The sequence below is a fragment of the Galbibacter orientalis DSM 19592 genome, assembly GCF_000260115.1.
GTDB classification, from domain to species: Bacteria; Bacteroidota; Bacteroidia; order Flavobacteriales; family Flavobacteriaceae; genus Galbibacter; species Galbibacter orientalis.
In genome coordinates this window covers 3324367-3350557 of sequence record NZ_JH651379.1, presented here as the reverse complement: position 1 = coordinate 3350557, position 26191 = coordinate 3324367, and the positions used below count along the sequence as shown (strand labels likewise).

25 protein-coding genes and 1 pseudogene are annotated in these 26191 nt (G+C 32.1%); 13 read left to right on the top strand and 13 right to left on the bottom strand.

Translation table 11 applies throughout. The annotated features are described in order from the left end of the window. Positions 1-433: 433 nt before the first annotated feature. The 3 genes from JOOMADRAFT_RS14760 to JOOMADRAFT_RS14745 form a co-directional block, all read right to left on the bottom strand. Positions 434-1078, bottom strand: coding sequence for a response regulator transcription factor (locus JOOMADRAFT_RS14760; protein WP_008614727.1), 645 nt, complete (start codon positions 1076-1078; stop codon positions 434-436). Then, on the bottom strand, positions 1078-1863 hold the full coding sequence (locus JOOMADRAFT_RS14755; RefSeq protein ID WP_008614726.1) for a sensor histidine kinase: 786 nt from the start codon (positions 1861-1863) through the stop codon (positions 1078-1080). Before JOOMADRAFT_RS14755 ends, JOOMADRAFT_RS14760 begins: the two co-directional genes overlap by 1 nt. Positions 1864-2768: 905 nt before the next feature. Continuing rightward, positions 2769-3155 carry a hypothetical protein gene (locus JOOMADRAFT_RS14745; RefSeq protein WP_008614724.1) on the bottom strand — a complete coding sequence of 129 codons (387 nt, stop codon included), beginning with the start codon at positions 3153-3155 and terminating at the stop codon, positions 2769-2771. Positions 3156-3373: 218 nt separating this feature from the next. Here JOOMADRAFT_RS14745 and JOOMADRAFT_RS14740 point away from each other — a divergent pair, with 218 nt between their 5' ends. Next, on the top strand, positions 3374-4210 hold the full coding sequence (locus JOOMADRAFT_RS14740; RefSeq protein WP_008614723.1) for an N-acetylmuramidase domain-containing protein: 837 nt from the start codon (positions 3374-3376) through the stop codon (positions 4208-4210). Between the two features lie 109 nt (positions 4211-4319). Continuing rightward, on the top strand, positions 4320-4907 hold the full coding sequence (locus JOOMADRAFT_RS14735) for a hypothetical protein (protein ID WP_008614722.1): 588 nt from the start codon (positions 4320-4322) through the stop codon (positions 4905-4907). Here the strand turns inward: JOOMADRAFT_RS14735 and JOOMADRAFT_RS14730 are convergent. The 9 genes from JOOMADRAFT_RS14730 to ccsA all read right to left on the bottom strand — a co-directional run bounded on the left by JOOMADRAFT_RS14730 (position 4896) and on the right by ccsA (position 16864). Continuing rightward, positions 4896-5738 carry a 5-oxoprolinase subunit C family protein gene (locus tag JOOMADRAFT_RS14730; protein WP_008614721.1) on the bottom strand — a complete coding sequence of 281 codons (843 nt, stop codon included), beginning with the start codon at positions 5736-5738 and terminating at the stop codon, positions 4896-4898. The genes JOOMADRAFT_RS14735 and JOOMADRAFT_RS14730 overlap by 12 nt on opposite strands. After that, positions 5722-6456 carry a 5-oxoprolinase subunit PxpB gene (gene pxpB, locus JOOMADRAFT_RS14725; RefSeq protein ID WP_008614719.1) on the bottom strand — a complete coding sequence of 245 codons (735 nt, stop codon included), beginning with the start codon at positions 6454-6456 and terminating at the stop codon, positions 5722-5724. Before pxpB ends, JOOMADRAFT_RS14730 begins: the two co-directional genes overlap by 17 nt. Continuing rightward, positions 6449-7177 carry a 5-oxoprolinase subunit PxpA gene (gene pxpA, locus JOOMADRAFT_RS14720; RefSeq protein ID WP_008614717.1) on the bottom strand — a complete coding sequence of 243 codons (729 nt, stop codon included), beginning with the start codon at positions 7175-7177 and terminating at the stop codon, positions 6449-6451. Before pxpA ends, pxpB begins: the two co-directional genes overlap by 8 nt. A 361-nt stretch (positions 7178-7538) precedes the next feature. After that, the gene (locus JOOMADRAFT_RS20200; protein ID WP_157136692.1) at positions 7539-7646 is read right to left on the bottom strand and encodes an ATP-binding protein; all 108 of its coding nucleotides are present in this window, start codon (positions 7644-7646) and stop codon (positions 7539-7541) included. Positions 7647-7700: 54 nt separating this feature from the next. After that, positions 7701-8567, bottom strand: coding sequence for a hypothetical protein (locus JOOMADRAFT_RS14715; RefSeq protein ID WP_008614716.1), 867 nt, complete (start codon positions 8565-8567; stop codon positions 7701-7703). Positions 8568-8872: 305 nt separating this feature from the next. Continuing rightward, the gene (locus JOOMADRAFT_RS14710) at positions 8873-10408 is read right to left on the bottom strand and encodes a YifB family Mg chelatase-like AAA ATPase (protein ID WP_008614715.1); all 1536 of its coding nucleotides are present in this window, start codon (positions 10406-10408) and stop codon (positions 8873-8875) included. Between the two features lie 95 nt (positions 10409-10503). Further along, positions 10504-12087: a solute:sodium symporter family transporter gene (locus tag JOOMADRAFT_RS14705; protein WP_008614714.1), complete on the bottom strand. Its 1584-nt coding sequence runs from the start codon at positions 12085-12087 to the stop codon at positions 10504-10506. A gap of 1102 nt (positions 12088-13189) precedes the next feature. Continuing rightward, on the bottom strand, positions 13190-13570 hold the full coding sequence (locus JOOMADRAFT_RS14700) for a hypothetical protein (RefSeq protein WP_008614713.1): 381 nt from the start codon (positions 13568-13570) through the stop codon (positions 13190-13192). A 96-nt stretch (positions 13571-13666) separates the two neighbouring features. Further along, positions 13667-16864 carry a cytochrome c biogenesis protein CcsA gene (gene ccsA / locus JOOMADRAFT_RS14695; protein ID WP_008614711.1) on the bottom strand — a complete coding sequence of 1066 codons (3198 nt, stop codon included), beginning with the start codon at positions 16862-16864 and terminating at the stop codon, positions 13667-13669. 292 nt (positions 16865-17156) lie between these two features. Between ccsA and JOOMADRAFT_RS14690 the strand changes: the two genes are divergently transcribed. The 7 genes from JOOMADRAFT_RS14690 (at position 17157) to JOOMADRAFT_RS14660 (ending at position 22542) form a co-directional block, all read left to right on the top strand. Continuing rightward, positions 17157-17924 carry a Rossmann-like and DUF2520 domain-containing protein gene (locus JOOMADRAFT_RS14690; protein WP_008614710.1) on the top strand — a complete coding sequence of 256 codons (768 nt, stop codon included), beginning with the start codon at positions 17157-17159 and terminating at the stop codon, positions 17922-17924. Further along, positions 17905-18435, top strand: a complete 531-nt coding sequence (locus JOOMADRAFT_RS14685) for a KdsC family phosphatase (RefSeq protein ID WP_008614709.1) — start codon at positions 17905-17907, stop codon at positions 18433-18435. Before JOOMADRAFT_RS14690 ends, JOOMADRAFT_RS14685 begins: the two co-directional genes overlap by 20 nt. Before the next feature lie 123 nt (positions 18436-18558). Beyond that, positions 18559-19149 (top strand): Maf-like protein, encoded by a 591-nt coding sequence (locus tag JOOMADRAFT_RS14680; RefSeq protein WP_008614708.1) that lies wholly within the window; start codon positions 18559-18561, stop codon positions 19147-19149. Between the two features lie 183 nt (positions 19150-19332). Then, on the top strand, positions 19333-19872 hold the full coding sequence (locus JOOMADRAFT_RS14675) for a mechanosensitive ion channel domain-containing protein (protein WP_008614707.1): 540 nt from the start codon (positions 19333-19335) through the stop codon (positions 19870-19872). 377 nt (positions 19873-20249) lie between these two features. After that, positions 20250-21089, top strand: coding sequence for an SDR family oxidoreductase (locus JOOMADRAFT_RS14670; RefSeq protein ID WP_008614705.1), 840 nt, complete (start codon positions 20250-20252; stop codon positions 21087-21089). A 280-nt stretch (positions 21090-21369) separates the two neighbouring features. Beyond that, positions 21370-21612, top strand: coding sequence for an Atu4866 domain-containing protein (locus JOOMADRAFT_RS14665; RefSeq protein ID WP_008614704.1), 243 nt, complete (start codon positions 21370-21372; stop codon positions 21610-21612). Positions 21613-21636: 24 nt separating this feature from the next. After that, positions 21637-22542, top strand: a complete 906-nt coding sequence (locus JOOMADRAFT_RS14660; protein ID WP_008614703.1) for a helix-turn-helix domain-containing protein — start codon at positions 21637-21639, stop codon at positions 22540-22542. On the opposite strand, the pseudogene JOOMADRAFT_RS20805 reads toward JOOMADRAFT_RS14660, so the two are convergent. Continuing rightward, positions 22535-22657 (bottom strand): annotated as a pseudogene (locus tag JOOMADRAFT_RS20805) (transposase); the annotation flags it as partial. The gene JOOMADRAFT_RS14660 and the pseudogene JOOMADRAFT_RS20805 overlap by 8 nt on opposite strands. Positions 22658-22940: 283 nt before the next feature. Here JOOMADRAFT_RS20805 and JOOMADRAFT_RS14655 point away from each other — a divergent pair. The 4 genes from JOOMADRAFT_RS14655 to JOOMADRAFT_RS14640 all read left to right on the top strand — a co-directional run bounded on the left by JOOMADRAFT_RS14655 (position 22941) and on the right by JOOMADRAFT_RS14640 (position 26179). Then, on the top strand, positions 22941-23234 hold the full coding sequence (locus tag JOOMADRAFT_RS14655) for a type II toxin-antitoxin system HigB family toxin (protein ID WP_008614702.1): 294 nt from the start codon (positions 22941-22943) through the stop codon (positions 23232-23234). Between the two features lie 2 nt (positions 23235-23236). Beyond that, positions 23237-23593, top strand: coding sequence for a helix-turn-helix domain-containing protein (locus JOOMADRAFT_RS14650; RefSeq protein ID WP_008614701.1), 357 nt, complete (start codon positions 23237-23239; stop codon positions 23591-23593). A 422-nt stretch (positions 23594-24015) separates the two neighbouring features. Continuing rightward, positions 24016-24588, top strand: coding sequence for a helix-turn-helix domain-containing protein (locus JOOMADRAFT_RS14645; protein WP_040880123.1), 573 nt, complete (start codon positions 24016-24018; stop codon positions 24586-24588). A 109-nt stretch (positions 24589-24697) separates the two neighbouring features. Continuing rightward, a complete protein-coding gene (locus JOOMADRAFT_RS14640; RefSeq protein ID WP_008614699.1) occupies positions 24698-26179 on the top strand; it encodes a serine hydrolase in 1482 nt (493 codons plus the stop codon). Positions 26180-26191: the final 12 nt, after the last annotated feature.

The following is a 26191-nucleotide window of genomic DNA, read 5'->3' as shown; positions in this document are numbered from 1 at the left end:
AAACTGCAATCCTGATATAGCTTACGAAAAGCTCAGGATGACAAACCGCAATCTTAAGATAACTTATTACGGCAAGCTCAGGATAATGTACAACAGATTCAGGATAAACAACTTGCAGCCCTAATATAACTTACGGCAAGCTTAGGATGACAAACCGCAATCTTAAGATAACTTATTACGGCAAGCTCAGGATAACGTACAACAGGCTCAGGATAACAACTTGCAGCCCTAATATAACTTACTGAAAGCTTAGGATGACAAACCGCAATCTTAAGATAACTTATTACGACAAGCTCAGAATAACGTACAACAGATTCAGGATAAACAACTTGCAATCCTAATATAACTTAAGGCTACAGCATACCAAACCTAGGATAACGCAATAAACACAACAAGGATGATAGATGGTGCTTTTTAAAAAGCTTCCTTTTATTTACAATTTAATATACTTGTTTTTAATTCCGTAGAGTACTAATCCAATACGACTCCTAACTTGGAGTTTATCAAAAAGACTTTCTCGATAGCCATCTATTGTTTTAGGAGATAAAAACATTTCAGCAGCAATCTCTTTATAAGTCATTTCAGTACAAGCCAATTTTAAAAACTGTATTTCACGGTCTTTAAGCTCCACTCCATTCACTTTATTTTCTTCTTTTAAAACAGCGTCCAACAACTCATTAGTAATTCTATCTGAGTAATAAAAGCCTTTATGGATAACATCGTCTATAGCTTTTTCCAATGTGTCTGGGTGAATATCTTTTAACAAATACCCTTTGGCGCCATTACACAACATTTTAATTATAATCTCCTCGCTATCGTCCATAGAAAGCGCAATAACTTTTTGTTCTGGATGATTTTTATACAACCACTTCATTGTCTCCACTCCATTCAAAACTGGCATATTTATATCCATCAAAATTACATCTGGCATGGGTTTATGCTGTATTGTGTTTATTAAACTTTGACCGTTAACAGCATGGAAAGAAACTTGGTATTTATCAAAAGAATCTATTAGGGAAGTTAGGGATTTAGCAAATAGCAAATGGTCATCTACAATTGCAATATCATATTTTTTCATTACTCTTTTGGCTTAGTTGGATACACCAAAGTTACAGAAACTCCTTCATTCTTTTTACTTTCAATAGAAAAATCTGCTTCAATTAATTTAGCTCGCATCTGCATATTCATAATCCCCGTTCCATTTTGTGCAGCTTCAACGTCAAAACCAACACCATCGTCCACAACTTTTACATATAAATAAGAAGGGGTATATTTTAATAGCACTGCCAAGTTAGCCGCTTTAGAATATTTTACCACATTAGAAAAACACTCTTGAAAGATTCTAAAAATAATAATTTCGTCTTTTTTATCAATAGCATAAAAATCGCCTTCAATTGTATAATTTATACTAATAAAATTTAGCCTTTTAAAACGGTCAATTTCTATTTTTAAAGATTCTTCTAAGCCTCTTCTAGAAATAAAATCAGTATTTAATGTATGAGATAATTGTCTTATTTCACTTACTCCCTGCCCTAGAACATAAACAGCTTCTTCGTAAAATTTTTGCTTTTCTGGAGAGATATCATTCTGTAGCATATTTAATTGCATCTTCGCTACCGAAAGCAATTGGCCAACATTATCATGCAATTCCCAACTAATATTTTTAAGGGTTTGTTCTTGAATTTCTGTTTGAGCTTTTGTAAGCTCCTTTTCATAGTTTTGCTTATCCTCAACTCTTTCTAGTAAAAATTGTGTTTTTTTCTGTTGATATGATAAAAAGTATTTAGTGGCATATATTACAACGATTATTATAATAAAACTGACATATAAAATTAAACCAACAATTTCCTCTTCGTGTTCCATTAATTAGGATAAGTTTTTCTAATATTTAATTCCTCGATAAATCAACTACCTCGAGGTAGTTGATTATAGTTTAATTTAGGATTCTCTCTCTGTTTATAAATAACATTAAATAATTGTTATAAATAAAACATTTGCTGACAAATTTAAATTTTACACCTTCCATTAATAGGGGGCTTTTCCCCTTTCTAAAACACTTTTTCTTGCATTCACTACAAAACCAATAATAAAGCAGCCATAAAGCACTATGTTAGAAAGCAGTAATATAGAAACATAAATTCCTTGGAAATTGTAAAAAAGCCTAGTGAAAATAGTTATAGGTACTGTTACTAAATAATAAAAAAGAGAGCCTATTATAAGCCAAAAAGAAAGTTCTTTATAGATGTTTAAAATTTTATCGGAATCAAAAATCTCATTAAAATAAAAGGTGGTAGCCAATAAGATCGATAAAGTCCCTGAAATACGAACCCACATTAAGCTTTTAGAAAAGAAACCTTCACTCCTTAAAGTTAAATCTAATATCACAAAAACAGTATAAATTAATAATATAACATAGATATACCGCCTATGCTTAAGCTTTTTTAACAATCTTAAAAAATAGTATAAATAAAGATAAAAGGTAATTATTCGAAATATATTAAATGCCCAATAATTTTGTTCTGAAATTACTTCTGGAAGTATTCCCTTAAAAAAAACGGTGAAAGTTGTTTGAGGAAAAAAATGAAAATAGATATAACTATATCCTATACATTCTGTTCCTAACGTTAATAGTAATAAATACAAAAAGTACCGATTGGGGGTATCTCGGTACTTTTTATAGGTAATACTTGCTATAACAGTAGCAGCTATAATAAAAAGAAAAATTAAAATTCGTAAATATAACATATAGCTTCACTAATTTTCTCCACTTAATTAGGAGGCCATCCCATTGATGAATCATTATAAGAATCCACACCTTCAATCATTTCAGGTTCAGCTGCTTTGGCGCTTTTTGCAACAGTAGGAACGTCTTTAACACCTGTAGGCATAATAAACCCAGAGATATTTCCTTCTTTATCGTCGTCATTATATCTTCCTAAAGAAAAACGTAACCCCAAGTCTTTATACCCTTTGTCTTTTGCTTCTTGTTTAAAATATGCAATGTACTCTTCTAACTCTTCTAAAGACCACCAAAACTGACTAGCAAATTCTTTTCCGAATTCTTTTTTAAGCGCTTTTTCAATAGTTTTAGCGTACTTGTCTTGTAGTTTTATCGCTTTTTTGTGTGTAATACACTTTTTTGGTTTTTTCGCCATTTTGTAGTTGGTTTAATTATTTGTTTTAGGTTAAAAATTTTTCTTTCGTCCACTAAAATATATATTTTAACGTTTATATCCGATGGTTTCCTTATTTTTTTGATGAAATACTTATAACCTCGCACAACGTTACTTATTGAAGACATTTTTAAATAGAAACTATTTTGATTATACTAGTTAAAATAAGTAACTTAAAGTGTTCATTAAAAACAACATATATGAAAGTCCTCAAATACAAATCTTCCGACCCCGCAGTTTATCTCTTAGAACAAATTCTCTTTAAATTAGGATACTCCATATATATTTCTAATTACTTTGGAAAAGATACCGATAATGCGGTAAAAGATTTTCAGCAAAAAAATGATTTAGTTGTAGATGGAATTGTAGGAGTAAAAACTTGGAGTAAATTATTAAGCATAGAAAGAGAGCTTTTTAATAATACCGACAAACTACTTTCTGAAAAAGACTTAATTAATTTTGCACAAAAGTTTGAGATAGAACTTGCTACTGTTAAAGCTATAAATGAGATTGAAAGTAACGGAAAAGGCTTTCTCCTTTCTGGTAAAGCTAAAATACTATTTGAAGGACATGTTTTTTGGAGAGAATTAGTAAAAAGAAATATAGATCCAGCCCCTTATGTTAATGAAAATACTAAACATGTACTTTACAAGAAATGGACAAAGAAATATTATGTTGGTGGCGAAGGAGAATACAATAGATTAAGAATTGCTGCAACACTAGAAGCTAATGCAGCTTTTTATGAAAGTGCCCACGCAGCAACCTCTTGGGGAACATTTCAAATAATGGGATATCATTACAAATCTTTGGGATATCCATCTATAACAGCTTTTGTAGAGGCTATGCAAACCCATGAAAGAGAACATTTAAAAGCTTTTGGAAAATTTCTTGAGGTAAATAATTTAATAGGTTACTTAAAAAATCACCAATGGGAAGCTTTTTCTCGTGCCTACAATGGCCCTTCTTTTAAACGTAATCAGTACGACAAACAACTAAAGCTTCTATACTTTAAATATAAAAATATTAACTTGCGCTAAATGCCTTTTATAAACGTTTTTAGCTCCCATTTGGTCGAAAACGTAACTAGGTATTTTCCCCTTTTAACTGGCGGATATTTTCTTTATTTTGCTAAAAACAAAAAGCAAGATGACACATACTACCTCTTATTTGGATGTTTTCCAATGTGTAAACTCCAAAACCACCCATTCTGTAGGGAAAATTAAATACTTAATTGAGAATGACGATTTAAGTGCTTCCGATGAATTATACCGTTTTTTAAATGAAATTGAAGATATCTTCCGAAGGAACCAATTGTCGGAATTTACAGCTATAGCAACCTATAGAATTCAATTATTAGCCTCACGTTGGGCTTTGGATCAACGTATTCCGCAAAAGAGGTTTCAATTAGACAAAGCATCCGCTTTAATTCCTAATATTACAAAAACTGTTTCTAACGCCTTAAAACCTATAGAAAACAAAATTAATACGGCTCGTAAAATTATTCAAGAATTGGTTTGTATGGCTTATGACAGTAATATGATTCATTACCAAGAAAAAATAAACTTTGCGGATTTTTCAAACGGTTTATTGACACTTTTTCTTACCCATGATAGTTTCAAGGAAAAAGCTACTTTAGTTTCTAAATCCTTGAGTAAAAACGACATTATTATTTTAATTTCTGAAGAAATTCATCAAAAAGAAAAGATTTCTCCTTCAGAAAAATCACTCTTTTAATGAAAAGATAATTTCTTCATCTGTACGTTTTTGCGCCAACAGCGCTATAGCTTCTTCTGTAAGCTGTAAAATTCTAGGATATCCCCCAGTTGTTTGTGCGTCTTTCATTAAAATAATAAGTTTTCCAGCAGGGGTAAATTGAACTGTTCCTGGCAGGGTTGACGAGGTTAAAATAGAATATTTATGTGGAAAAAGCTGTTGCTTTAATTGATATGCCATTCGGCTATTTTCCTTTGCAACATTAAATATTCCGCTTAACACTTGGTTTACTTGGTCTTTAGACAGTAAATTAAATTCTGGACCTTTGTAAACCTCCAATTCTTTATTATTAAAATCGTGATTCATTCCTGGTAAATGTTCTTTTACCTTATATTCTTTCCGTTTAGCTATTTCCAATGTTTTTCCCCTTTGCAAATGAGAATAGTTGGTTAAAGAAACATACCACGATTTACTTCCTAGAACAGTTTCGGTTTTAAATCCGCCTTGAACGGCTAAATAACAACGAAATCCATTTTTTAATTTCCCAAAAGAGATCATATCTCCTTTTTTTATATGATAAACTTCGTCATTATAGATATCATTTCCATTAAGTTTTGGAGAGATAATAGCGCCACTAATAGCTATAAGCGTTTCTTCATTAAATTCTAATTCAGGTCCCGTCATCGTTATTTCTAAAACAGCCGCTTTTTCTGGATTTCCAATAAGTTTATTTGCAAATTTTGCAGAAATCATATCCATAACACCAGAAATAGGTACCCCTTTATCTCGATATTCAAACCGACCTAAATCTTGAATAGAAGAATAAAACCCGGGTTTATGTATTTGTATCATCTAACTCATATGTTTTTAAATGAAAAATTCCAGCAGCTACTTGAATGGTAATTAGTTCGTGCTCGTCTTTATTAATAGGATAAAATTTAATTTTATCTCCTACACTAACGCCACAAGGATTTTCATTATTTGTATTAAAAACTTTAACAGGCGAATTCCCTATAATATTCCATCCACCAGGGGATTCTTGAGGATAAATCCCTGTTTGCTCACCTCCAATTCCTACAGAACCTTGCGGGATTTGCAAACGAGGCACTCCTCTTCTCGGATGATGAAGAGTTTTATTAAGTCCGCCTAAATACATAAAGCCAGGTAAAAAACCAATACAATAAATAGTGTATAAAGGTTCGGAATGGAATTTAATTATCTCTTCTATATTCAACTTTTTTTCTAAGGAAAAAGCTTCTAAATCTATTCCGAAGTCGAGATCATAACAAACTGGAATATGCCATAATTTTTTCTGAATTTTCTCAAAAGTATAATTCTGTTTGTACACTTTCTTTAAGCGTGAGGTAAGCGACTTAAAATCGATTGGTGTTGTTGAAATTAAAGTCAAAGAATTGTATGCAGGAATAAGCTCAAAAGTATCTATTTCCTGAAGGATGGCGTTTTTAAACTTCAAAATATCATTTAAAATAGCTTCATTAACCATTCGAGGCCATTCAATTAACAACGCTTTATTTCCGTATTGCCGATATTCTAATTTGAATTTATCCAATGGTTGCTGTTTGTATGTTATTATATAAAAATTCCACAATCTCCTGTGCATTTTCAGTATCTGAATGTACACAAAACGTAGAAGCATCTGTTGCTACAATTTTATTATTGATAGTAACAACACTGTCATTTTTTGCTATATGAAGCACTTGTTTTAAGACTTCCTCTTTATTTGTTAATATTGCATTAGGAAGCGTTCTACTTACTAACGACAAATCATCATTATAAGCACGGTCTGCAAAAGCTTCATAGAAAATTCGGAATCCATTCTGTAAGGCTTTTCTAGCAATCTTACTTTTATAAGGTACGTAAATTCCCATTTCATTTTTATAATCTCCAATCGCTTTTAAAAAAGTCATTGCTAAATCTTCATCCTTAGCAATATCATTATATAATGCACCATGAGGTTTTATATGATGTAGCGAAGCTCCTTTCTTAGTCAACACCTCTTGGAACAAGTTTAGTTGTTGCTGTATGGAATTAATAAGCTGTTCTTCTGAAATAGAAAGCGATACTCGCCCGAAATTTTCTTTATCAGGATAGGAAGGATGCGCGCCAATAGCAACGTTATTTTGTACTGCCAATTCCACAACCTTTTCTATGGTTTCTCTATTTCCAGCATGTCCCCCACAAGCAATATTACAGGATTGGATGTAAGGCATTAGCTGTTCCTCATTCCCGATTCCTTCTCCTAAATCACAATTAATGATAATTTCATCCATTTTCTACAAATCCTTTAATTACAAGATTTTAAAAAGTACTAATCGTTATGAATAAATATACTGTAAGTTTTGTGAATGACTAAATTTAATTAGAAAATTATTTATAAAATAACCTTATCTCACTAAACCGCTCTGTTTGTAACTAATTCACAAATAAATCTTTGATTTCCTTGCTTAAAGCACTATTAGTAAGTTCAGCAAAAAAAGTAAGTTTAATATCGGGATTTAAAATTTTAGAGTAGCAACATGAGGGATTTAATCCATGTCTTGAATCTATAAAACCACACTAGATACTATCCTAACCACCCTTCTCTATCTAAGCTTCTATATTGAATGGCTTCGCTAATGTGATTTCTAGTGGTCACTCCATTATCTCTAAAACACTTCGTTTCAATTCGGTTAATTCCTTCAGTAATAATACGCAATTATAAGCTATGGAAATCTCTTCAGGCTTCGGGTAAGCGCCCAATCAACAAGAGTTACATCTGTTGTTTTTTTAATGTGGTGGTGTAGTTAATAAGACTTACTCATCATCTAAATTTATTGTAGCGATTAAATTTGAAACATTACTAAAATCAACAGATAATATACGGTTTCGTTTAAATAAATTAGAAGATTTATATGTTTCCCCTCCAACTGTGAAATAAGTAGAGGCAGCAATACTTGCTTTAAATTTGTCTTCTTTAAATAAATTACCTGTTGCAATTGTCAAAGTAACCGTTTCAACATAATAATATTTATCACTATCTTCAAAAGATTGTATTTTTTTTAAATACTTATTATACAATTCTTTATTTATAGAACTTGTAGGTATTGACGCTTTAGCAACATCAACAACTCCAATTTCAATCACTTCTTTTTTACCTGCTTCAAATCCACCAAATACTGTTGAACCATTCAAACTAGAACCTTCTTCAATATAGCTTTTAAATAAAGCTCCATCATCAATAATGTCAACCTCAATTAGTTTTCCTTCTTTTAATAACTCACCTTCAAGGGTTACTGGTGAGTATTTATTATCTGCTACTTTTTTATAAAATCTCCCTACTACTCTATTGATGTCATAAGAGTTTGCGCTTAATCCTATAAAGAAATTCCTCTCTAGAAATGATTTTGGCAAATCTGAATTAGAATAATCAGTACTCAATTTAGCACTATTTAAACTAATTGAATCGTTGATTATATTTCCTGAAAAATTTTTCAAGCGCTGAGTTTTCATAAATAACTCAGTATTTGAGTATTGCTCATATATGGTATTTAATTCCATATTTTTCTGATTAATCTCAGATTCTAATTCCTTCTGATTAGCTTCTAATGCTGCATATTGTTTTTGTGATATACATCCAATTATTAAAATTGATATTGAGAGAAGAAGTAAAGGTTTTTTCATGATATTTTTATCTTAGATTAAACTGAACTTGAAAATAAGTTAAATATCTGATATTCAAAATAATTATTCTTAAAAATGTATAATATTATTCTATTAACTAAGAAAAATAAAGTGCAAAAAAATAATAGATAAAACCTTTAAATCCTTCATTGAGGATTTCATTTTCTAGAGTCTGCCCTAAGTATCTTGAAGGATTCTACGTCGAAATTGATTAAATTATTTTCCTTTGAATACCTCCTAGGCTTGCCTCAAGGTAGTTAATTTCCAATAGAATATTATAAATATATATAAAACCAACCTAAATATTACCCCAACCATCCCTCTCTATCTAAGCTTCTATATTGAATGGCTTCGCTTATATGGTTTCCATTGATAGAAGTTTCATTCTCCAAATCGGCTATTGTTCTAGCTACTTTTAAAATACGGTCGTAAGCTCTAGCGGAAAGGTTTAAGCGTTCCATTGCTTTTTTTAATAACTCCAACGAAGAAACTTCGAGTTTACAATACTCTCGTATTTGTTTTGTATTCATTTGCGCATTGTAATGAATATTTGGTAAGGCTTCAAAACGTTGCGTTTGTAATTCTCTAGCTTTTGTAACTCGTTCTCTAATTACAGTACTTCGTTCTCCTTTTCTTTCTTCGGAAAGCTTTTCAAAAGGAACAGGAGTCACTTCAATATGAATATCAATTCGATCTAAAAGCGGACCAGAAATTTTGCTCAAATACCGTTGCATTTCTGCTGGAGTGGAGGTTACTGGGGCATTTGGATCGTTAAAATACCCTCCAGGACTTGGATTCATACTAGCCACTAGCATAAAACTAGACGGATAAGTTACTGTAAATTTAGCTCTAGAAATGGTTACCTCTCTATCTTCCAACGGCTGCCTCATTACCTCTAAAACACTTCGTTTAAACTCGGGTAATTCATCTAAAAATAAAACACCATTATGAGCCATTGAAATCTCTCCAGGCTGCGGATAAGCACCACCACCAACAAGGGCAACATCAGAAATAGTATGGTGTGGACTCCTAAAAGGACGGTAATTCATAATCCCCGAATTAATAGTCCGCCCAGTTACGGAATGAATTTTAGTAGTTTCTAAAGCTTCATGCAACGTCATAGGCGGTAAAATAGAAGGCAGACGTTTTGCTAACATCGTCTTTCCAGAACCTGGAGGTCCAATTAAAATAATATTATGTCCCCCTGCTGCCGCTATTTCCATACTTCGCTTAATACTTTCTTGTCCTTTTACATCTGCAAAATCAAACTCAGGAAAATCTAATGCTTTTGAAAATTCTTCTTTAATATCTACAATGGTCTGCTCCAGTGGAATTTCTTCATCAAAAAATGCAATTACTTCTTTAATATCTTTTACACCAAATACATTTATTCCTGCTACTATTGCCGCTTCTTTAGCGTTTTCATCTGGTAAAATAAACCCCTTAAAGCCTTCTTCCTTAGCTTTTATAGCAATTGGTAAAGCCCCTTTTATGGGTTGGAGTGTCCCATCTAAAGACAGCTCTCCCATAATTATATACTCTTCTAAACCCGTTGCTTTTATTTGCTCTGAAGCCGTTAATATTCCTATAGCCAAGGTTAAATCGTATGCAGAACCTTCCTTACGCATATCTGCAGGCGCCATGTTTATAGTAATTTTTTTACCCGGAATTTTAAAGCCATTAAATTGAAGTGCAGAAGCTATTCTATAATTACTCTCTTTAATTGCATTATCTGGTAGCCCTACCAAATGATAACCTATCCCCTGCCCTATATTAACTTCTACAGTTATTGTTGTGGCTTCAATTCCAAATACTGAGCTACCGAAAACTTTTCTCAACATGTCATACTTTATTTACATTTATAAATATAGTAAAAAAAATAAGCTCCAAAATGGAGCTTATTATAATAATTTATAAAGTTTTATATATCTATAATCTATGCGAAGTACATATAAATTCCTATTACAATAACACATATTGTAATTCCTACAGGCACTAAGAATTTATAAGGTTCAATACTTACTTTTTGAGTGTATTCTAATTCAAAATCTGTTTCCCTTGGCGCAACTTTACCAATAATCAACATGATAAGGATATTGATAACAAATAATATTGCCATTACATGAAGGTAATGCGGCATATTGTCTTCTCCTACAACAAAATACTTCAGTAATAGATATACAATATACAGTAATACTCCAGAAGCAATTCCCACTTTGGCAGCGAGGGCTGGAACACGTTTTGTAGCGTATCCAACCGCAATAATTGTTAAGATTGGAATACTATAACATCCATTAACTTCTTGTAGGTATCCAAACAATCCATTTGGAGCATTTGCAATAAAAGGAGCAATAAGCATTGCTGCAATTGCCAATACAATCCCGAAATACTTTCCATTTTTAATAACGGTAATTTCAGAAGCATCTTTATTGATATACTCCTTGTAAAAATCAATACTAAATAAGGTTACAGAACTATTTAAAGCACTGTTAAACGAACTTAATATAGCTCCAAAAAGTACTGCAGCAAAGAATCCAATTAAAGCTGTAGGAAGAACTTTATTAACCAATAAAGGATACGCCTGATCTGGAGTTTCCAAATCTGGACCAAAAATATAAAAAGCAATAATACCAGGAAGCACAACAATAAGCGGCCCTAATATTTTAATAAAAGCAGCCAATAACAGTCCTTTTTGACCTTCTTTCAGGTTTTTTGCAGCAAGTGCACGTTGAATAATAGCTTGATTTGTTCCCCAATAGAACATTTGTACAAGCATTAAACCTGTAAAAATAGTACTAAAAGGCACAGAACTTGAGCTATCTCCCATAGATTTGAATTTTTCTGGAGCCTCTCGCATTAGGGTTGTAATCCCTTCCGTCATGGAACCATCTCCAATCATCATTAATCCAAAAACAGGAATCATTAAACCTCCTATTAAAAGCCCCACAGCATTTACTGTATCTGAAACTGCTACTGCTTTTAAACCTCCAAAAATAGCGTATATAGAGCCTATAATTCCAATTCCCCATACACAAATCCAAATAGAAGTATTAAGCGAAACGCCTAGCATTTCTGGGATGTTGAACATAGTTGAAATTGCTAAAGAACCAGAGTATAAAACAATTGGTAAAAAAATAACAACATACCCTAACAAAAAGAGTCCTGAAGCTATTGTTTTAGTCCCTTTGTCGTAACGTGTTTCTAAAAATTGAGGAACCGTTGTTAGTCCGCCTTTTAAATAACGTGGTAGTAAGTAAATAGCAGTAATTACCATTGCAATAGCTGCTAAAGTTTCCCAAGCCATTACTAGAATTCCTTCTGAATATGCCTGTCCGTTAAGACCAACTATCTGTTCGGTAGATAAATTTGTTAATAATAAGGAGCCTGCTACTACTCCTGCTGTTAAACTTCGACCTCCAAGAAAGTATCCATCTGATGAGCTTTCGTTTGTTTTTTTTGTAGCAAAATATGCGATTATTGCCACAAGAAGCGTAAATCCTACAAAGGAAAGTATTGCCATGCCAAATAATAGTTTAAGTTAGATTGCGAATATATAATATTTAAAGAAACTTATTTGCGGTTTTAATAATTAAAAAGCTTCATTTTTAACCATATTAACATCTTTTTGTTTCATTGTTAAGTTGTTCTGCCACAAATACACGAATGGCTAAATAGTATTAAGTACTTAGTACAAAGTATTAAGATGAAATAAGAATAGAGAAAGAAGACGGAAGACGGAAGACAGAAGACAGGAGATAAGAATAAAGAGCAAAGAGTATAGATGCATTCTAACTCTTTTTCGAATTTGTAGTTAACCATAAACTTACTGCAAACTGAAGACTGCCTACTGAACACTATGCTTTATATTTAAAAATTTAAAGATTGAAAGATTGAAAGATTGAAGGATTGAAAAAGTCGGGAGAAAAAGGGGAAACAAGAATAAAGAGCAAAGAGTATAGATGCATTCTAACTCTTTTTCGAATTTGTAGTTAACCATAAACTTACTGCAAACTGAAGACTGCCTACTGAACACTTTATTTTATATTTAAAAATTTAAAAATTGAAAGATTGAAAGATTGAAAGATTGAAGGATTGAAAAAGTCGGGAGTCCGATGACCGAAGCCCGAAGTAAAAGTTATGCTGTTATGGAGTTACGATGTTACAATGAAAAAAACTGCATACTGAACACTTTACCTTATATTGAAAAATTGAAAGATTGAAAGATTGAAAAAGTCGGGAGTCTGAAGTCCGAAGCCCGAAGTAAAAGTCTACTTCCCTGATATAGGTTGACCACTTAAAGTCAATTTATATCAGGGAAGTACATCGGGAGACGGACAACATATAGCTTAGAGCATAAAGCCTCCTGACTTCGGTCTTCTTTTTCATCTTCAAATTTTCAAATTAGTACATTCACAAATTTAAAACTTTGCCTCTTTGCCTCTTTGCCTCTTTAAGTCAGAAGTTATAAAGAAAAAAACTATCCATAAAAAGTGATAAAATAAATCTGGGTATTTGTGGCTAAATAGGTAAGACATACAAAAGCTGAACAATGAGACCACTGTTCAGCTTTTGTATTATTAATTATCGATAACTCCTACTATATCAAACCAAATGCATTTAGTTTACAATGCATATTTTAAAAGTTTTACCTTTCTATTAAAAGGCTTAAGCTTCTTTTTCATAGACTTTTTGTACTTATTAAAGTCATCTTCCCCAAGGATATCTATTCCCTTCTTTTTAGTATCTTTTTGAAGCGATTTTAAGTCGGCTATTTTTTTATCCTGATCTTTATCGCTATTTAATATGTCTGAAACATTATCCACTAATCCTTTATTCAAATCCTTTAGCTCACTAGATTTATCTGGAGATAGATCTAGTCCGATATCATCAAAACTATTCATTGTATTTAAAAAATCGGCTTTGGGGAAATCTACTTGCGCTGAGCTTGTATTTATAACTACAAGTCCCATAACAAAAGCTAAAATAAATCCTAAATTCTTCATGACAATTAGTTTTTTAATGTTAAACATATATAATTAACGAGTAATAAATATACAACATTAAAAGATTATTCTCACAAAAAAAGAAATAATAAACTACTATTTCTGATTTATTTTCCTATACCTCCAGTAACTTACAGCTCCTAATACCAACACAAATGCAACCGAATAATATACAAAAGTTGGGGTTATAATTTTATCTCCACTTGCGTAAGAATGTAAGCCAGAAAGGTAGAAATTAACTCCAAAATAAGTCATCATAATACTAGCATATGCAACAATACTGGCAAAACTATATGTCCATTTACCACGTAAACCAGGAACCAAACGCATATGAATTACAAAAGCATAAACCATAATACTTATAAGTGCCCATGTTTCTTTTGGATCCCATCCCCAATAGCGTCCCCAACTCTCGTTAGCCCATTGTCCACCAAGGAAGTTTCCAATAGTTAACATTACTAGTCCTACTGTAAGTGCCAGTTCATTGATAATGGTAAGCTCTTGAATGCTTAAATCCATCTTAGCTTTGTTCTTTTTAGTAGTAAAAATCATCAAGAAAAGCGTTACAATTCCTAAAATCATCCCTAAAGTAAATGGTCCATAACTACCAGAAATAACCGCAACGTGGATCATTAACCAATAACTATCTAGTACAGGTTGTAGGTTAGCAATAGCTGGATCGAGCCAATTTAAATGCGCTCCAAACAAAATAATAGCCGTTACAAAAGCTGTAGATGCAACTGTAAGCCCACTTTTTCTAGCAAAAAGCAATCCTAATCCCATGGTACTCCAAGCTACATATAGCACACTTTCATAAGCATCACTCCATGGTGCATGGCCACTAATATACCAACGCGTAGCAAGTCCTAATGTATGGAAAACAAATAGAATGAAAATCCCAATGCTACACACTTTTATTAGAATTTTAAGCAGCTTGTTATCTTTAAAAAGCTGAACAATTATAAAAGTAAACATCAAGAAACCTAATAACATGTACCAAACAAGTAACTCCTGAAAAATATTAATCTTATTGTATAATATTTCAGCCTTGACTCTAGTATCCGAAGGCATTACTTCCGCTCCATAATTTTTTTGATTCTGCTTAAACGCTTCAACAATCTTGTCTGCTTGCGAATAATCGCCTGTACTTTTAGCCTGTTGTAAAGACATCATATAAAACGACAAAGATTTATTGATGAAGTTAGCGTACAATGAATCTTTTACTTTGTATGCTCCTTTTTGATATGCTGCTGCAGAAATCCACTTATGATTATCGTCATTTGGCAATGGATAAATACGAAGGATCTCTCCTCCTAATGCTTGATTTATCAATCCTAATTTTAAGTCAAAAGCTCTAAAATCTTTTTGAAATTGATTTGGTATTTTGGTTGCATATGCCTCTTCTAAATAAGACGATAGCTTGTATTTAACCCCATCAAAAAAGTCGACTGCCTTTACATATTTTTGATCAGAAGGAACTCCAATAACCGTACGGATACTATCGTTTTTCTTTGTTATATTAATAAAATCTACATTATACCAGAGCCCTGGGTTTTGTAGCATAGAAAGCAATATCTGATTGGCATCCATCCCCTCAAATGTTTCAGAAGAATGTAACTTTCTCATTAATTCAGAAGCAAATGTATTTATAGGTTTCATTCGCCCTTCACTATCTTGCATCACTAAAGCGCCAAACTTAGCAGCATGCTCTTTAGAAACAATGGTGGTTTTTAAAATTGAATCTACTTGACGGTCTGTTGGTGCCGTAACATGCATATGCTCTTCTTCCACCTGCGGTTCTTCTGGATTATCTATGGTTCCATGCATTGGAATATTTTGCGCAAAACCATTAAAAACAGTAAACAATAGTACCACAACAGATAACGCTGCCTTTTTAGCCCTTACTTTCTCTAACATTTCTCCTAAACTAATAAAACGTGTTTTTCCGAAAAACATAATTCCCATAAGTCCAGCATATAATAAAAAGTATCCCAGATATGTAATTCTTGTTCCCCATTGGTCGTGATTTACAGAAAGAATAGTTCCTTGTTCATCTGGGTCAAATCCAGATTGAAAGAAACGATATCCTCCATGATCTAAAACATGATTCATATAAATATCATAATCAAACGGACTCCCATCGTTTACGGTAACTTTACTCATAAAAGAAGAATATCCTTTTTCAGTTCCTGGATATTTTTCAGCTACAAAATCGTTTAAAGTAATACTAAAAGGGATATCAATTTTCCTAGAACCGTAAGATAAATGAAACTCTAACCCGCCTACTTTTACTGTTTTTGGGTCGTTTAAATGTCCTACTCCTCCAAGAATTTTTACTTGCTTAGTTTCCCCATTGGCGGTAACATCTAGAATTATTGCATCTTGATCGTTCTTAGTTTTTACTTCCTTTTCTACTATTCCATACTCTCCTTTTATAACTTGATCTGGAAAAACAAATTGCATTCCAGCTGCATTGTATAAAGAGCGGTACATTAAAGGTTGTAAACTATCCTTAACAACAGTTCCTTGAAACTGATCTGCCATTCGCATAAAAGTTCCATCAAATGGAGATTGTATGGTACTTACACTATCATTTATAGTTAAATTAATGGCACCTTCGGTAGGTTTATTTAAAGCGAATAATATATTATGAATGCTAGAAACTTCGCCATTTTTTAAGTAATGATCGTGTCTGTTTCCGCCACCAGCTTCTACTATTTTTAAATAAGTATCTCCATTTTCAGTTTCTACAAGTCCTTCTTCTGCTCCTTCAATAAAACCAGCATAAGAAATGGTAAAAGGCGCTCCATTAAAATCGGATTTCCATGGCAAAGAAGAGTTAAGTGCTTCTTTGGTAACCATTATTTCATCCTGTAGGGCTTTTCGTTTAGGCTCTCCATCAATTTCTCCATCCACAAAAGCAGAAAGATACTTTTTTTGAGATAAAATATAGTCGGTAGTTTGCCCCTCTCGAATAGGCATTGCTCCTTCATAACCAATATAACGGGTTACAAAAGCTCCACCTATTATTAAAACAAAAGATAAATGTAATAAAAGTACAGGCCATTGTTCTTTTCTAAATAAGCGGTAGCGTTTTATGTTTCCGAAGAAATTTATCATAAAAAAGAGCATAATTAGCTCAAACCACCAAGTATTGTAAATCCAAATTTTGGAAGTTTCGGTACTGTACCAATTTTCAATAAAAGTTCCAAATGCCATAGCGGTTGCAAAAACTACAAAAAGAATGGCCATTAAACGTGTAGAGAATAGAATTTTCTTTAGGGAATCTAACATCAGTATTATTTGTTTTACTCACATTGTGAGATTTTAAATACCTCATGGGCTTACCTAAAGGTATTTTTTTAAGTTGAATTTCAGTGCGCAAAAATAAGGCGTTTTTATGATTTATTACGTTAATTTAGGATTTTATTAGCACGGTAAAAAAAGAGATTTTTACTTCTTGTTTTTGTTGGTTAGGACTTGATTGTAAATTCCATTAATAATGATAACGCTACAAACAGCCATTTTATAGTAACTTTTTATGTTATAATTAATCAAAATCAACCGCATTCCGTAATTTAGCAACATGTTAAAAATTGTACTTATTGGCGGAGGTAATATTGCGCATCATTTTTTTAAAGTGTTTAGCAACCATAAGTCTATTGACTTAATTCAATGTTATAATAGGAATCTAGACAAGATTAAGAGTTTTGAAAAATCAACAATAATTACCAATAATATAAATGAATTACTAGAAGCAGCTATTTATATTCTTGCAATAAATGATGATGCCATCCCCGAATTTTCCAATAAACTCCCTTTTTCAAACAGCTTGGTAGTTCATACTTCTGGAAATGTTTCGATGTTGGATTTAAATGAAAAAAATAGACGAGGAGTTTTTTATCCGCTACAATCTTTTTCAAAAAATAAAGAAGTAGATTTTAATGAAATTCCAATTTGTATTGAAGCTGAAAATGAAGCAGATTTAAACATATTAAAAGTCCTTGCGGAAACTATTTCAAGCAAAGTTTTTAAAATCAGTTCTGAACAACGTAAAATTCTTCATGTATCGGCGGTTTTTGTCAATAATTTTGTCAATCAGTTATATTATATTGGTCACGATATTTGCAAAAAACATGACATTCCATTTGAAATTTTACAACCTTTAATTAAAGAAACTTCAAAAAAAATTGAAGAAATCTCTCCTAAAGAAGCACAAACAGGACCAGCAAAAAGAAATGATACAGAAACTATAAATTCGCATTTAGAATTACTAACAAACGAAGATTACAAAAACATATACAAACTATTAACAGCAGCAATAATTAAAACTCATGGAAGAAAAAAGTTATAAAGAATACCTAGAACATATTACCACCTTTATTTTTGATGTTGATGGAGTTTTAACCGACGGCATTATTTCTATTACTTCTGAAGGGGAATTACTTCGGACTATGAATGTAAAAGATGGGTATGCAATGAAAACAGCGCTAAACAAAGGCTACAACATTTGTATAATTTCTGGAGGAAACAACGAAGGCGTACGTGTAAGATTACGCGGACTTGGAATTACAGATATCCACCTCGGAGTAAGTAATAAAATAGATACTCTAGATGAGTATTTTGATGTCTATAATATCAAAGCTGAAAATGCACTTTATATGGGAGATGATATCCCCGATTACCATGTTATGAAGATGGTAGGAATGCCTTGCTGTCCAAATGATGCTGTAGCTGAAATCAAAGAAATTTCTAAATACATTTCTCACAAACAAGGAGGAAAAGGATGTGTTAGAGATGTAATCGAACAAGTATTAAAGGTCCAAGGAAAGTGGAATGATAGCTTTGATGCTAAATATGCTTAGAAATTATAAAGTTGGTTGTTAGTTATTCGTTAATGGTTAATGGTTAATGGTTAATGGTTGTTAGTCTTTTACATTTAACTTTTCAACTTTCAACTTTCAACTTTCGAACTAAAAAACACGCCTATGATTTTAAATGAAAAACTTAAAAACTACAACATAATTCTAGCTTCTGGCTCTCCTAGAAGGCAACAATTTTTTAAAGATTTAGGCTTAGACTTTGAAATAAGATTAAAAGAAGTAGATGAAGTATATCCCAAACGATTGTATAAATACGAAATCTCCGATTATTTGGCACAGTTAAAAGCATTACCTCATAAAGAAACTTTAAAAGATAATGATATTTTAATCACTTCAGATACCATTGTTTGGCATAACGAAGAGGCTTTAGGTAAGCCTAAAGATAAAGAAGAAGCTATTGCTATGCTAAAATCGCAGTCAGGGAAAATGCATGAAGTTATAAGCTCGGTATGTTTTACCACAGCTAAACTAGAAAAAACAATAAACCACATTACTAAAGTTTATTTTAAAGAACTTACCGACGAAGAGATTGACTATTATGTTACCAATTTTAAACCTTATGATAAAGCAGGCGCTTATGGAATTCAGGAATGGATTGGTCACATTGGAATTAAAAAAATTGAAGGTTCTTATTTTAATGTAGTTGGATTACCTGTTTATGAAGTATACAGAACCTTAGAATCATTAATAGACTAATTTTATAATTCATTTTCAATAAATAATTCATTTTTACCATAGTTTAAACATAGTCTTTACACTATTTTCTTGTAGTGAGGCGGTCTCGTATCTTTATTCGGATATTATTAAACAAATTAAGTTCTAGTTGCGATAAAAAATAAATCTCTAACGTATCTTTGTGCCTGAATAGGTTTACAATTTATGACAGAATATTTCACAGTATACAGAGAAGAAATCATAGGGACTATCATTGCTATTGTAGTACTTTTCCTTATCAGAATCCTACTATTTAAAACTATAAAAAAAGTAGGAAAAATAGGAGACATTGATAGAAACAGAACGCTCCTTATTTTAAAATATATAGATGTTTTTATTCTGATAGTCGGAGTAATTACATTAAGTCTACTTTGGGGAGTAGATTTCAAGGATCTTGGTTTATTCCTCTCCTCTGCCTTTGCTGTTATTGGGGTTGCTTTTTTTGCCTCTTGGTCTATTTTGAGCAATATTACGGCTGGTATTATCCTATTTTTCTCCTTTCCTTTTAAAATTGGCGACAGGATTCGGATTCAGGATAAAGATTTTCCTTCCGAAGCAATTATTGAAGACATCCGAGCTTTTCATTTACACCTGCGTACCGACGACGGAGAACTTATAACATATCCAAATAGTTTAATGCTCCAAAAAGGAATTGTAGTAATAGATAATCCGCAACGAGAAGACGACGGTAAAAGTACATTGTAGTTTTTAGTGATTTGTTAGCTCTAGTACCTAGTCCAAACACTATTGACTTCATGCTTCTCATTTCTTTTTCTCCCAAAAGAAACGAAACAAAGAAAAAGGCGTCATACCCAATGAATTTATTCGACAACGAGGTCGAAAAACGGTAACCGAAATGCTGCCTCGCTGCACTCCTGATCTCAAAGCTTTCGGTCACTATTCTACGGATAAGGGTTTTAGCCGCGCTAGCCATCAACACTGTTTTTAACGAGGGTCTTTCTTTGTAACTAATTCGTGCTGTGTCAATTCATAAGTAGATTTGACTACATCTTTCTTAGATATGGAAAAGTGAGAAACCCTTTAATGCACCAATTTTGTGTAATAATTTAAATTCAAAAAACATGAACACAAAAAAAGTATGGTTTATTACGGGAGCTTCAAAAGGGTTAGGGCTAATTTTAACTAAAAAACTTCTTTTAGAAGGCTATAATGTTGCCTCTACTTCAAGAAACAAACAAGCCTTAATTAAGGAAATTGGTGAAGAGAATGAAAAATTCTTACCTATTGAAATGGATTTAACAAAAAATGAAAATGTTAAGAAAGCCATTGAAACTACGATTAGTCATTTTGGTAGAATTGATGTTTTAATTAATAATGCTGGTTATAGCCAAATTGGCACTTTAGAAGAACTTAGTGAAGAGGAAGTAGAAAATAATTTTAAAGTAAATGTGTTTGGATCTCTAAATGTAATTAGAAATGCTTCACAATATTTACGCAAGCAAAAATCTGGACACATCTTCAATATAGCTTCTGTAGGTGGTTACACAGGAAATTTTGCAGGTTTTGGTATTTATTGTTCAACAAAGTTTGCTGTTGCAGGCTTTACAGAAGCTTTAGCCGAAGAAATGAAATTATTCGGAGTATATACAACCATAGTATACCCTGGTTATTTTAGAACCAATTTTTTATCAGAAGGTTCTGTAAAAACACCTAAAAATCCAATTGAAGAATATGAATCTGCTCGTGAAATGGAACAGGCACATTTGAAAGATATAAATGGAAATCAGCCCAACGACCCAGAAAAAGGTGCCGAAGTATTGATTGCTTTAAGTAAACAAGAGCATCCTCCTATACACTTTTTTATGGGAGAAGACGCCTACCACTATGCTAATTTGAAAATAGATGCCATTAAAGAAGCCCTAAAAGAACATAAAACTCTAGGAACTTCAACAGGATTTTAGCTGTGAAAAACTACGAACCATCCCACTTCTATTTCTTATTGTCTTTGTGTACATAATTTCCGCCCGTGCTGTAAAAAAAACACAACTACTAAAAATAAAGTAATTATAAAGACAAGATTTGAACAATGGGGAAATTCTGAACGTAATTTTTTTGATTTGCTCGCCACAAATGTAGAATGGAAAGTTATAGGAAAAGCTCCTTATTCTGGAATTAACAAGGGTAAAGATGAATTTATTTAAAAAGCAGTTGAAATATTGTTTTTACCTCAAAATTGAAACAATGGCAGAAACCAAAGGATATATTGGAATGTGGGCAACAAAAGGCGAAATATTCGCCACAAACTACTACCCCAATAATTGTTATGACGAAGCTAGAGGGGATAAAAAAACTGTTTATCAAGGAGACTATCGTATCATGGGAAATCATATTGACTACAAAGATGATGCAGGATTTACCGTAGATGGAGAATATAGAAATGGAATCCTTTATCACTCAGGAATGATATTATATAAAGAAAATTAATCTTAAATTTAAAAAAAGAAAACAATGTATCGATTTAAATCCATAAGTGAATTTCATACCTATAGTAATTTACCTAAGCCTGAACATCCATTGATTAGCTTAATAGACTATAGCCAAGTAAATTACTCTACAGATTCTGATAAAATTAAATGGATGCAGGACTTTTATTCTATTTGTTTAAAACGAAATGTAAGTGAAAAATTTAATTATGGACAACAAAAGTATGATTTTAATGAAGGTGTTTTTTCATTTGTAGCACCAAAACAAATACTAACAGTTACAATAAATCAAAACATAAAAGTAAATCCGTCTGGGTGGCTACTTCTTATTCATCCAGACTTTTTATGGAATACCTCATTAGCTGGGTCGATTAAAGATTATGATTTCTTTGGGTATGCCGTTAATGAAGCGCTTTTTCTTTCCAACAAGGAAGAAAATATTATTGTAGATATTTTTAAAAACATACAAAGAGAATATCAGTCTAATATTGACAAATTCAGTCAAAATATTATCATTTCACAAATAGAATTATTACTCAATTATGCTGAACGTTATTACGAACGACAATTTATTACCCGTAAAATTAGCAATAATCAAATTCTTATAAAACTAGAACAAGTATTAAACAGCTACTTTAATAATAATGAATCCCTTATTAATGGAGTTCCATCTGTTACTCAAATTGCAAATGACTTAAATCTTTCTCCTAATTATCTGAGCAATACTTTAAAAATAGTAAGTGGACAAAGTACAAAGCAACATATCCAGAATAAGGTAATAGAAAAAGCTAAAGAGAAATTATCAACTACGGAATTAAGCGTGAGTGAAATTGCCTATGAATTAGGTTTTGAATATCCTGCTTCATTTAGTAAACTATTCAAGAATAAAACCAACATTTCTCCTATTGCATTTAGACAATCTTTCAATTAAATAACTTTACGAAACTATGGGTTACATAAGCCTTTTGGCTTTCCATTCCACTTTTAGCATGTTTTTGGATGAACTTAAGGTATTTTTTAAGGTTGTAGGCAATGGCAGAAAGCTGCCTATATCAAATTTTTGCTACCTTGTGCAATAGGCACACCCGTTAACCAGATTGCACAAGCCATTAATTTTATAAAAACAAGATCAATATAGGCCCTTTTCAGGGCTTATATTTTACGATCTAATTAAGTTGCATGTTAAAATTAGGCAGCTTAAAACAGCATAAAATGTGTTTTTGAAGAGCTTTGTAAATATACGAGTCGACCGTTGGTAACAAGCTGAAAAACAAAACGAATTACCGATTTGGTAACTTTTTTATTATATTTGCTACAAACAAGTATAATGTGAGAGTAATAGCGAAACGAACTTTACGAGACTTTTGGGAGAAACACGTTGACTGTGAAGAACAATTAAAGTCTTGGTTTAGAGAAACTGAAAAATCCGAATGGAAAAATATTAATGAATTAAAAAACGATTATCCAAGTGCAAGTATTTTAAAAGACAATAGAATTGTTTACAATATTAAAGGCAACAACTACCGATTGATTGTAAAATTCAACTTTGAATATCAAATATGCTGGATAAGATTCATCGGAACTCACGCAGAATATGACAAAATAGACGCAAATAATATCTGATCATGAAGATAACACCAATAAGGAACGAAAAAGACTATCAAAACGCTCTGAACAGACTTGAAGAAATTTTTGATGCAAAAAAAGGAACTGATCAAGGAGATGAATTGGAAATCCTTTCAATCTTAATTGACAAATATGAAAATGAGAACTTTCCAATTGGAATGCCTGACCCTATTGAGGCAATCAAATTCCGAATGGAGCAAATGGGAATGAAACAAAAAGATTTAGCCGAAGTTGTAGGATTTAAAAGTAGAGTTAGTGAAATTTTAAGCAAAAAACGAAAACTGACTTTAGGAATGATAAGAAAACTGAATTCAACACTTCACATTCCGACTGAAGTGTTAGTTCAAGATTATTGATAAAAAAGTCAGTTGCCAACAATGCTAACCCTTACACAAACCATTAATTTTATAAAAACAAGATAGTTTTAAGCCCTTTTAAGGGCTTTTATTTTACGATCTAATTAAGCTGTAAGTTAAAATTAGGAAGCTTAAAAAAGTAATTATCTTTTAACGTTGTTTCTTTTTCTAGTTCTTGCATTTCAAAAGTTAATAGTAATCCTATGTCAAATTTATGCTAACTTATGTAATAGGCACAAGTTAGCATAAATAATTGCTCAATTTTGGGCTTAACCAAAGGTCGTTGCAAGTTTACTACGTCTGATTTTCCTCGCGGAAATTCTTCGCAAATTTGCTATCTTCGGTTTACGGTGGAAAATCCTCACGGATTTTCATGCAACAAAATCATAGCCAAATACGTTGGCGGTAATTTAAAACAAAATATGTCCAAACTTAAAACCTTAAGAGAACAACAAAATCTAACTCAAGAAGAGTTATCGGAAAAATCAGGTATTTCAGCAAGGACAATACAGCGGATTGAAACGGGAAAAGAGCCCAAGGGATTCACGCTTCGGGCTTTAGCGAAAGCATTAGAAATAGCAGAAAATGAATTGATTTATACAGAAATTAAACAAGAAAAAATTGAAGCTAATAAAATTAAAAAAGAACCCCAAGAAGTGGTTTTGATTAACTACTCTTTTCTAAAAATAATAAACCTATCTTCAATTCCATTTATTTTGATTCCGCCCTTAAATATCATCATTCCTCTTGTTCTGATGTTCATTATGAAACAAAAGAACAGTTTAACCAAACAGCTTATTTCATTACAAATACTTTGGACCATTTTAGCACCTATTGTGTTTATGTTGGGGATTTTTTTGAAACTGGGAAACCAGTTTAGTTTAATCCTAATGATACTAATTGTTTTATCGAATGTTTTCATTATCATTCGAAATGCAATTGAAATAGATAAGCGTAAAAAACTTTATTACAAACTGAATTTCAATATGATATAAAGATTGTCGGGTTTTTGTCGAGTTATTGTCGTGTAGATTTTTAGCATACAGAAAATGGGTTTTTAAACTTTGTGCAAAATTATTATTTGCAGCAAAAACAAAACTCAATATGACAACAAAAATAATCTTAAGCCTTATTATTACTTGCTTGCTTTCTCCAATTTGTAAAGCACAAGCGGACAAAAATTCAGAACTTTATAAAACGATACTATCAAAAGACAGTTTGCTGTTTAATGTTGGATTCAACACTTGCGATATTAAACAGTATGAAAATTTATTAAGCGAAAACTTAAAATTTTATCACGACAAAGATGGAATTTCGGACAAAACAAAATTTCTTTACGACCTAAAAAACGGGCTATGTAAAAGTCCCGAAACACGTCAGGTAAAAAGATTTTTAGTAAAAGAAAGTACAGAGGTTTTTCCGCTTTATAGAAATGGCATTTTGTATGGAGCAATTCAAAACGGAGAACATTTATTTTACGAAAGTAAAGAAAGTGAACCAGGTTCTGCAAAGTTCTCAAACATCTGGATGTTGGAAAACGGCGATTGGAAATTAACCACATCCTTAAGTTATGGACATCGGGCATATGAAGTACAAAAAACAGATAACTCTATTTTCGATAACGACAAAGACATTAAAAAATGGTTAAAATCAAACAATATCCCAACTTTAGGAATTGGTGTCATCAATGAAGGTAAACTTCAACAAATAAAAGTATATGGCAACCTTATAGATGGAGAAACTGCACCTTATAATACGATTTTCAATGTAGCTTCTTTAACGAAACCCGTAACCGCAATAGTTGCCTTGAAATTAGTCAGTTTGGGCAAATGGAACTTGGACGAGCCTATTTATAACTATTGGACTGATCCAGACGTTGCAGATGACCCAAGAAATAAAAAACTTACTACAAGGCATATTTTAAGTCATCAAACTGGATTTCCAAATTGGAGATATTCAAATAAATCAAAAAAATTGAATTTTCATTTTGAACCAGGAACACAATATCAATATTCGGGAGAAGGGCTTGAATATTTGAGAAAGGCTTTGGAAAGTAAATTTGGAAAACCTTTAAACCAATTAGCCAAGGAATTAATCTTTGACCCCTTGACAATGACCGACACGCAATATATTTGGAATGATAAGATTGACGAATCTCGATTAGCCGCTGGATATGACAACAAAGGAAATACCTATGAAACAGTTAAAAACAAAACAGCAAATGGTGCTGACGATTTATTGACAACAGTTGAAGATTATGGAAAGTTTTTGGTTAGTGTAATGAACGGTGTCGGACTTTCCGAAAAAGTATTTGAGGATATGGTTACTCATCAAGTTGCAACCAAAAACGGAAAACACTTCGGCCTCGGATTTGAAATTTATAATTTTAAAAATGGAGATTACGCATTATCACACGGTGGAGCAGACAAAGGAGTTCAAACCATTGTTTTCATATTTCCGAAAACAAAAAAAGGATTGATAATCTTCACGAATGTAAATGATGGATATAAAGTTTATGAAAAGATATTAGCTCACTACTTGGGCGAGCAAGGAAAAGAAATATTCGAAATTGAAACAGTAGAATAAAAACTACCGTCA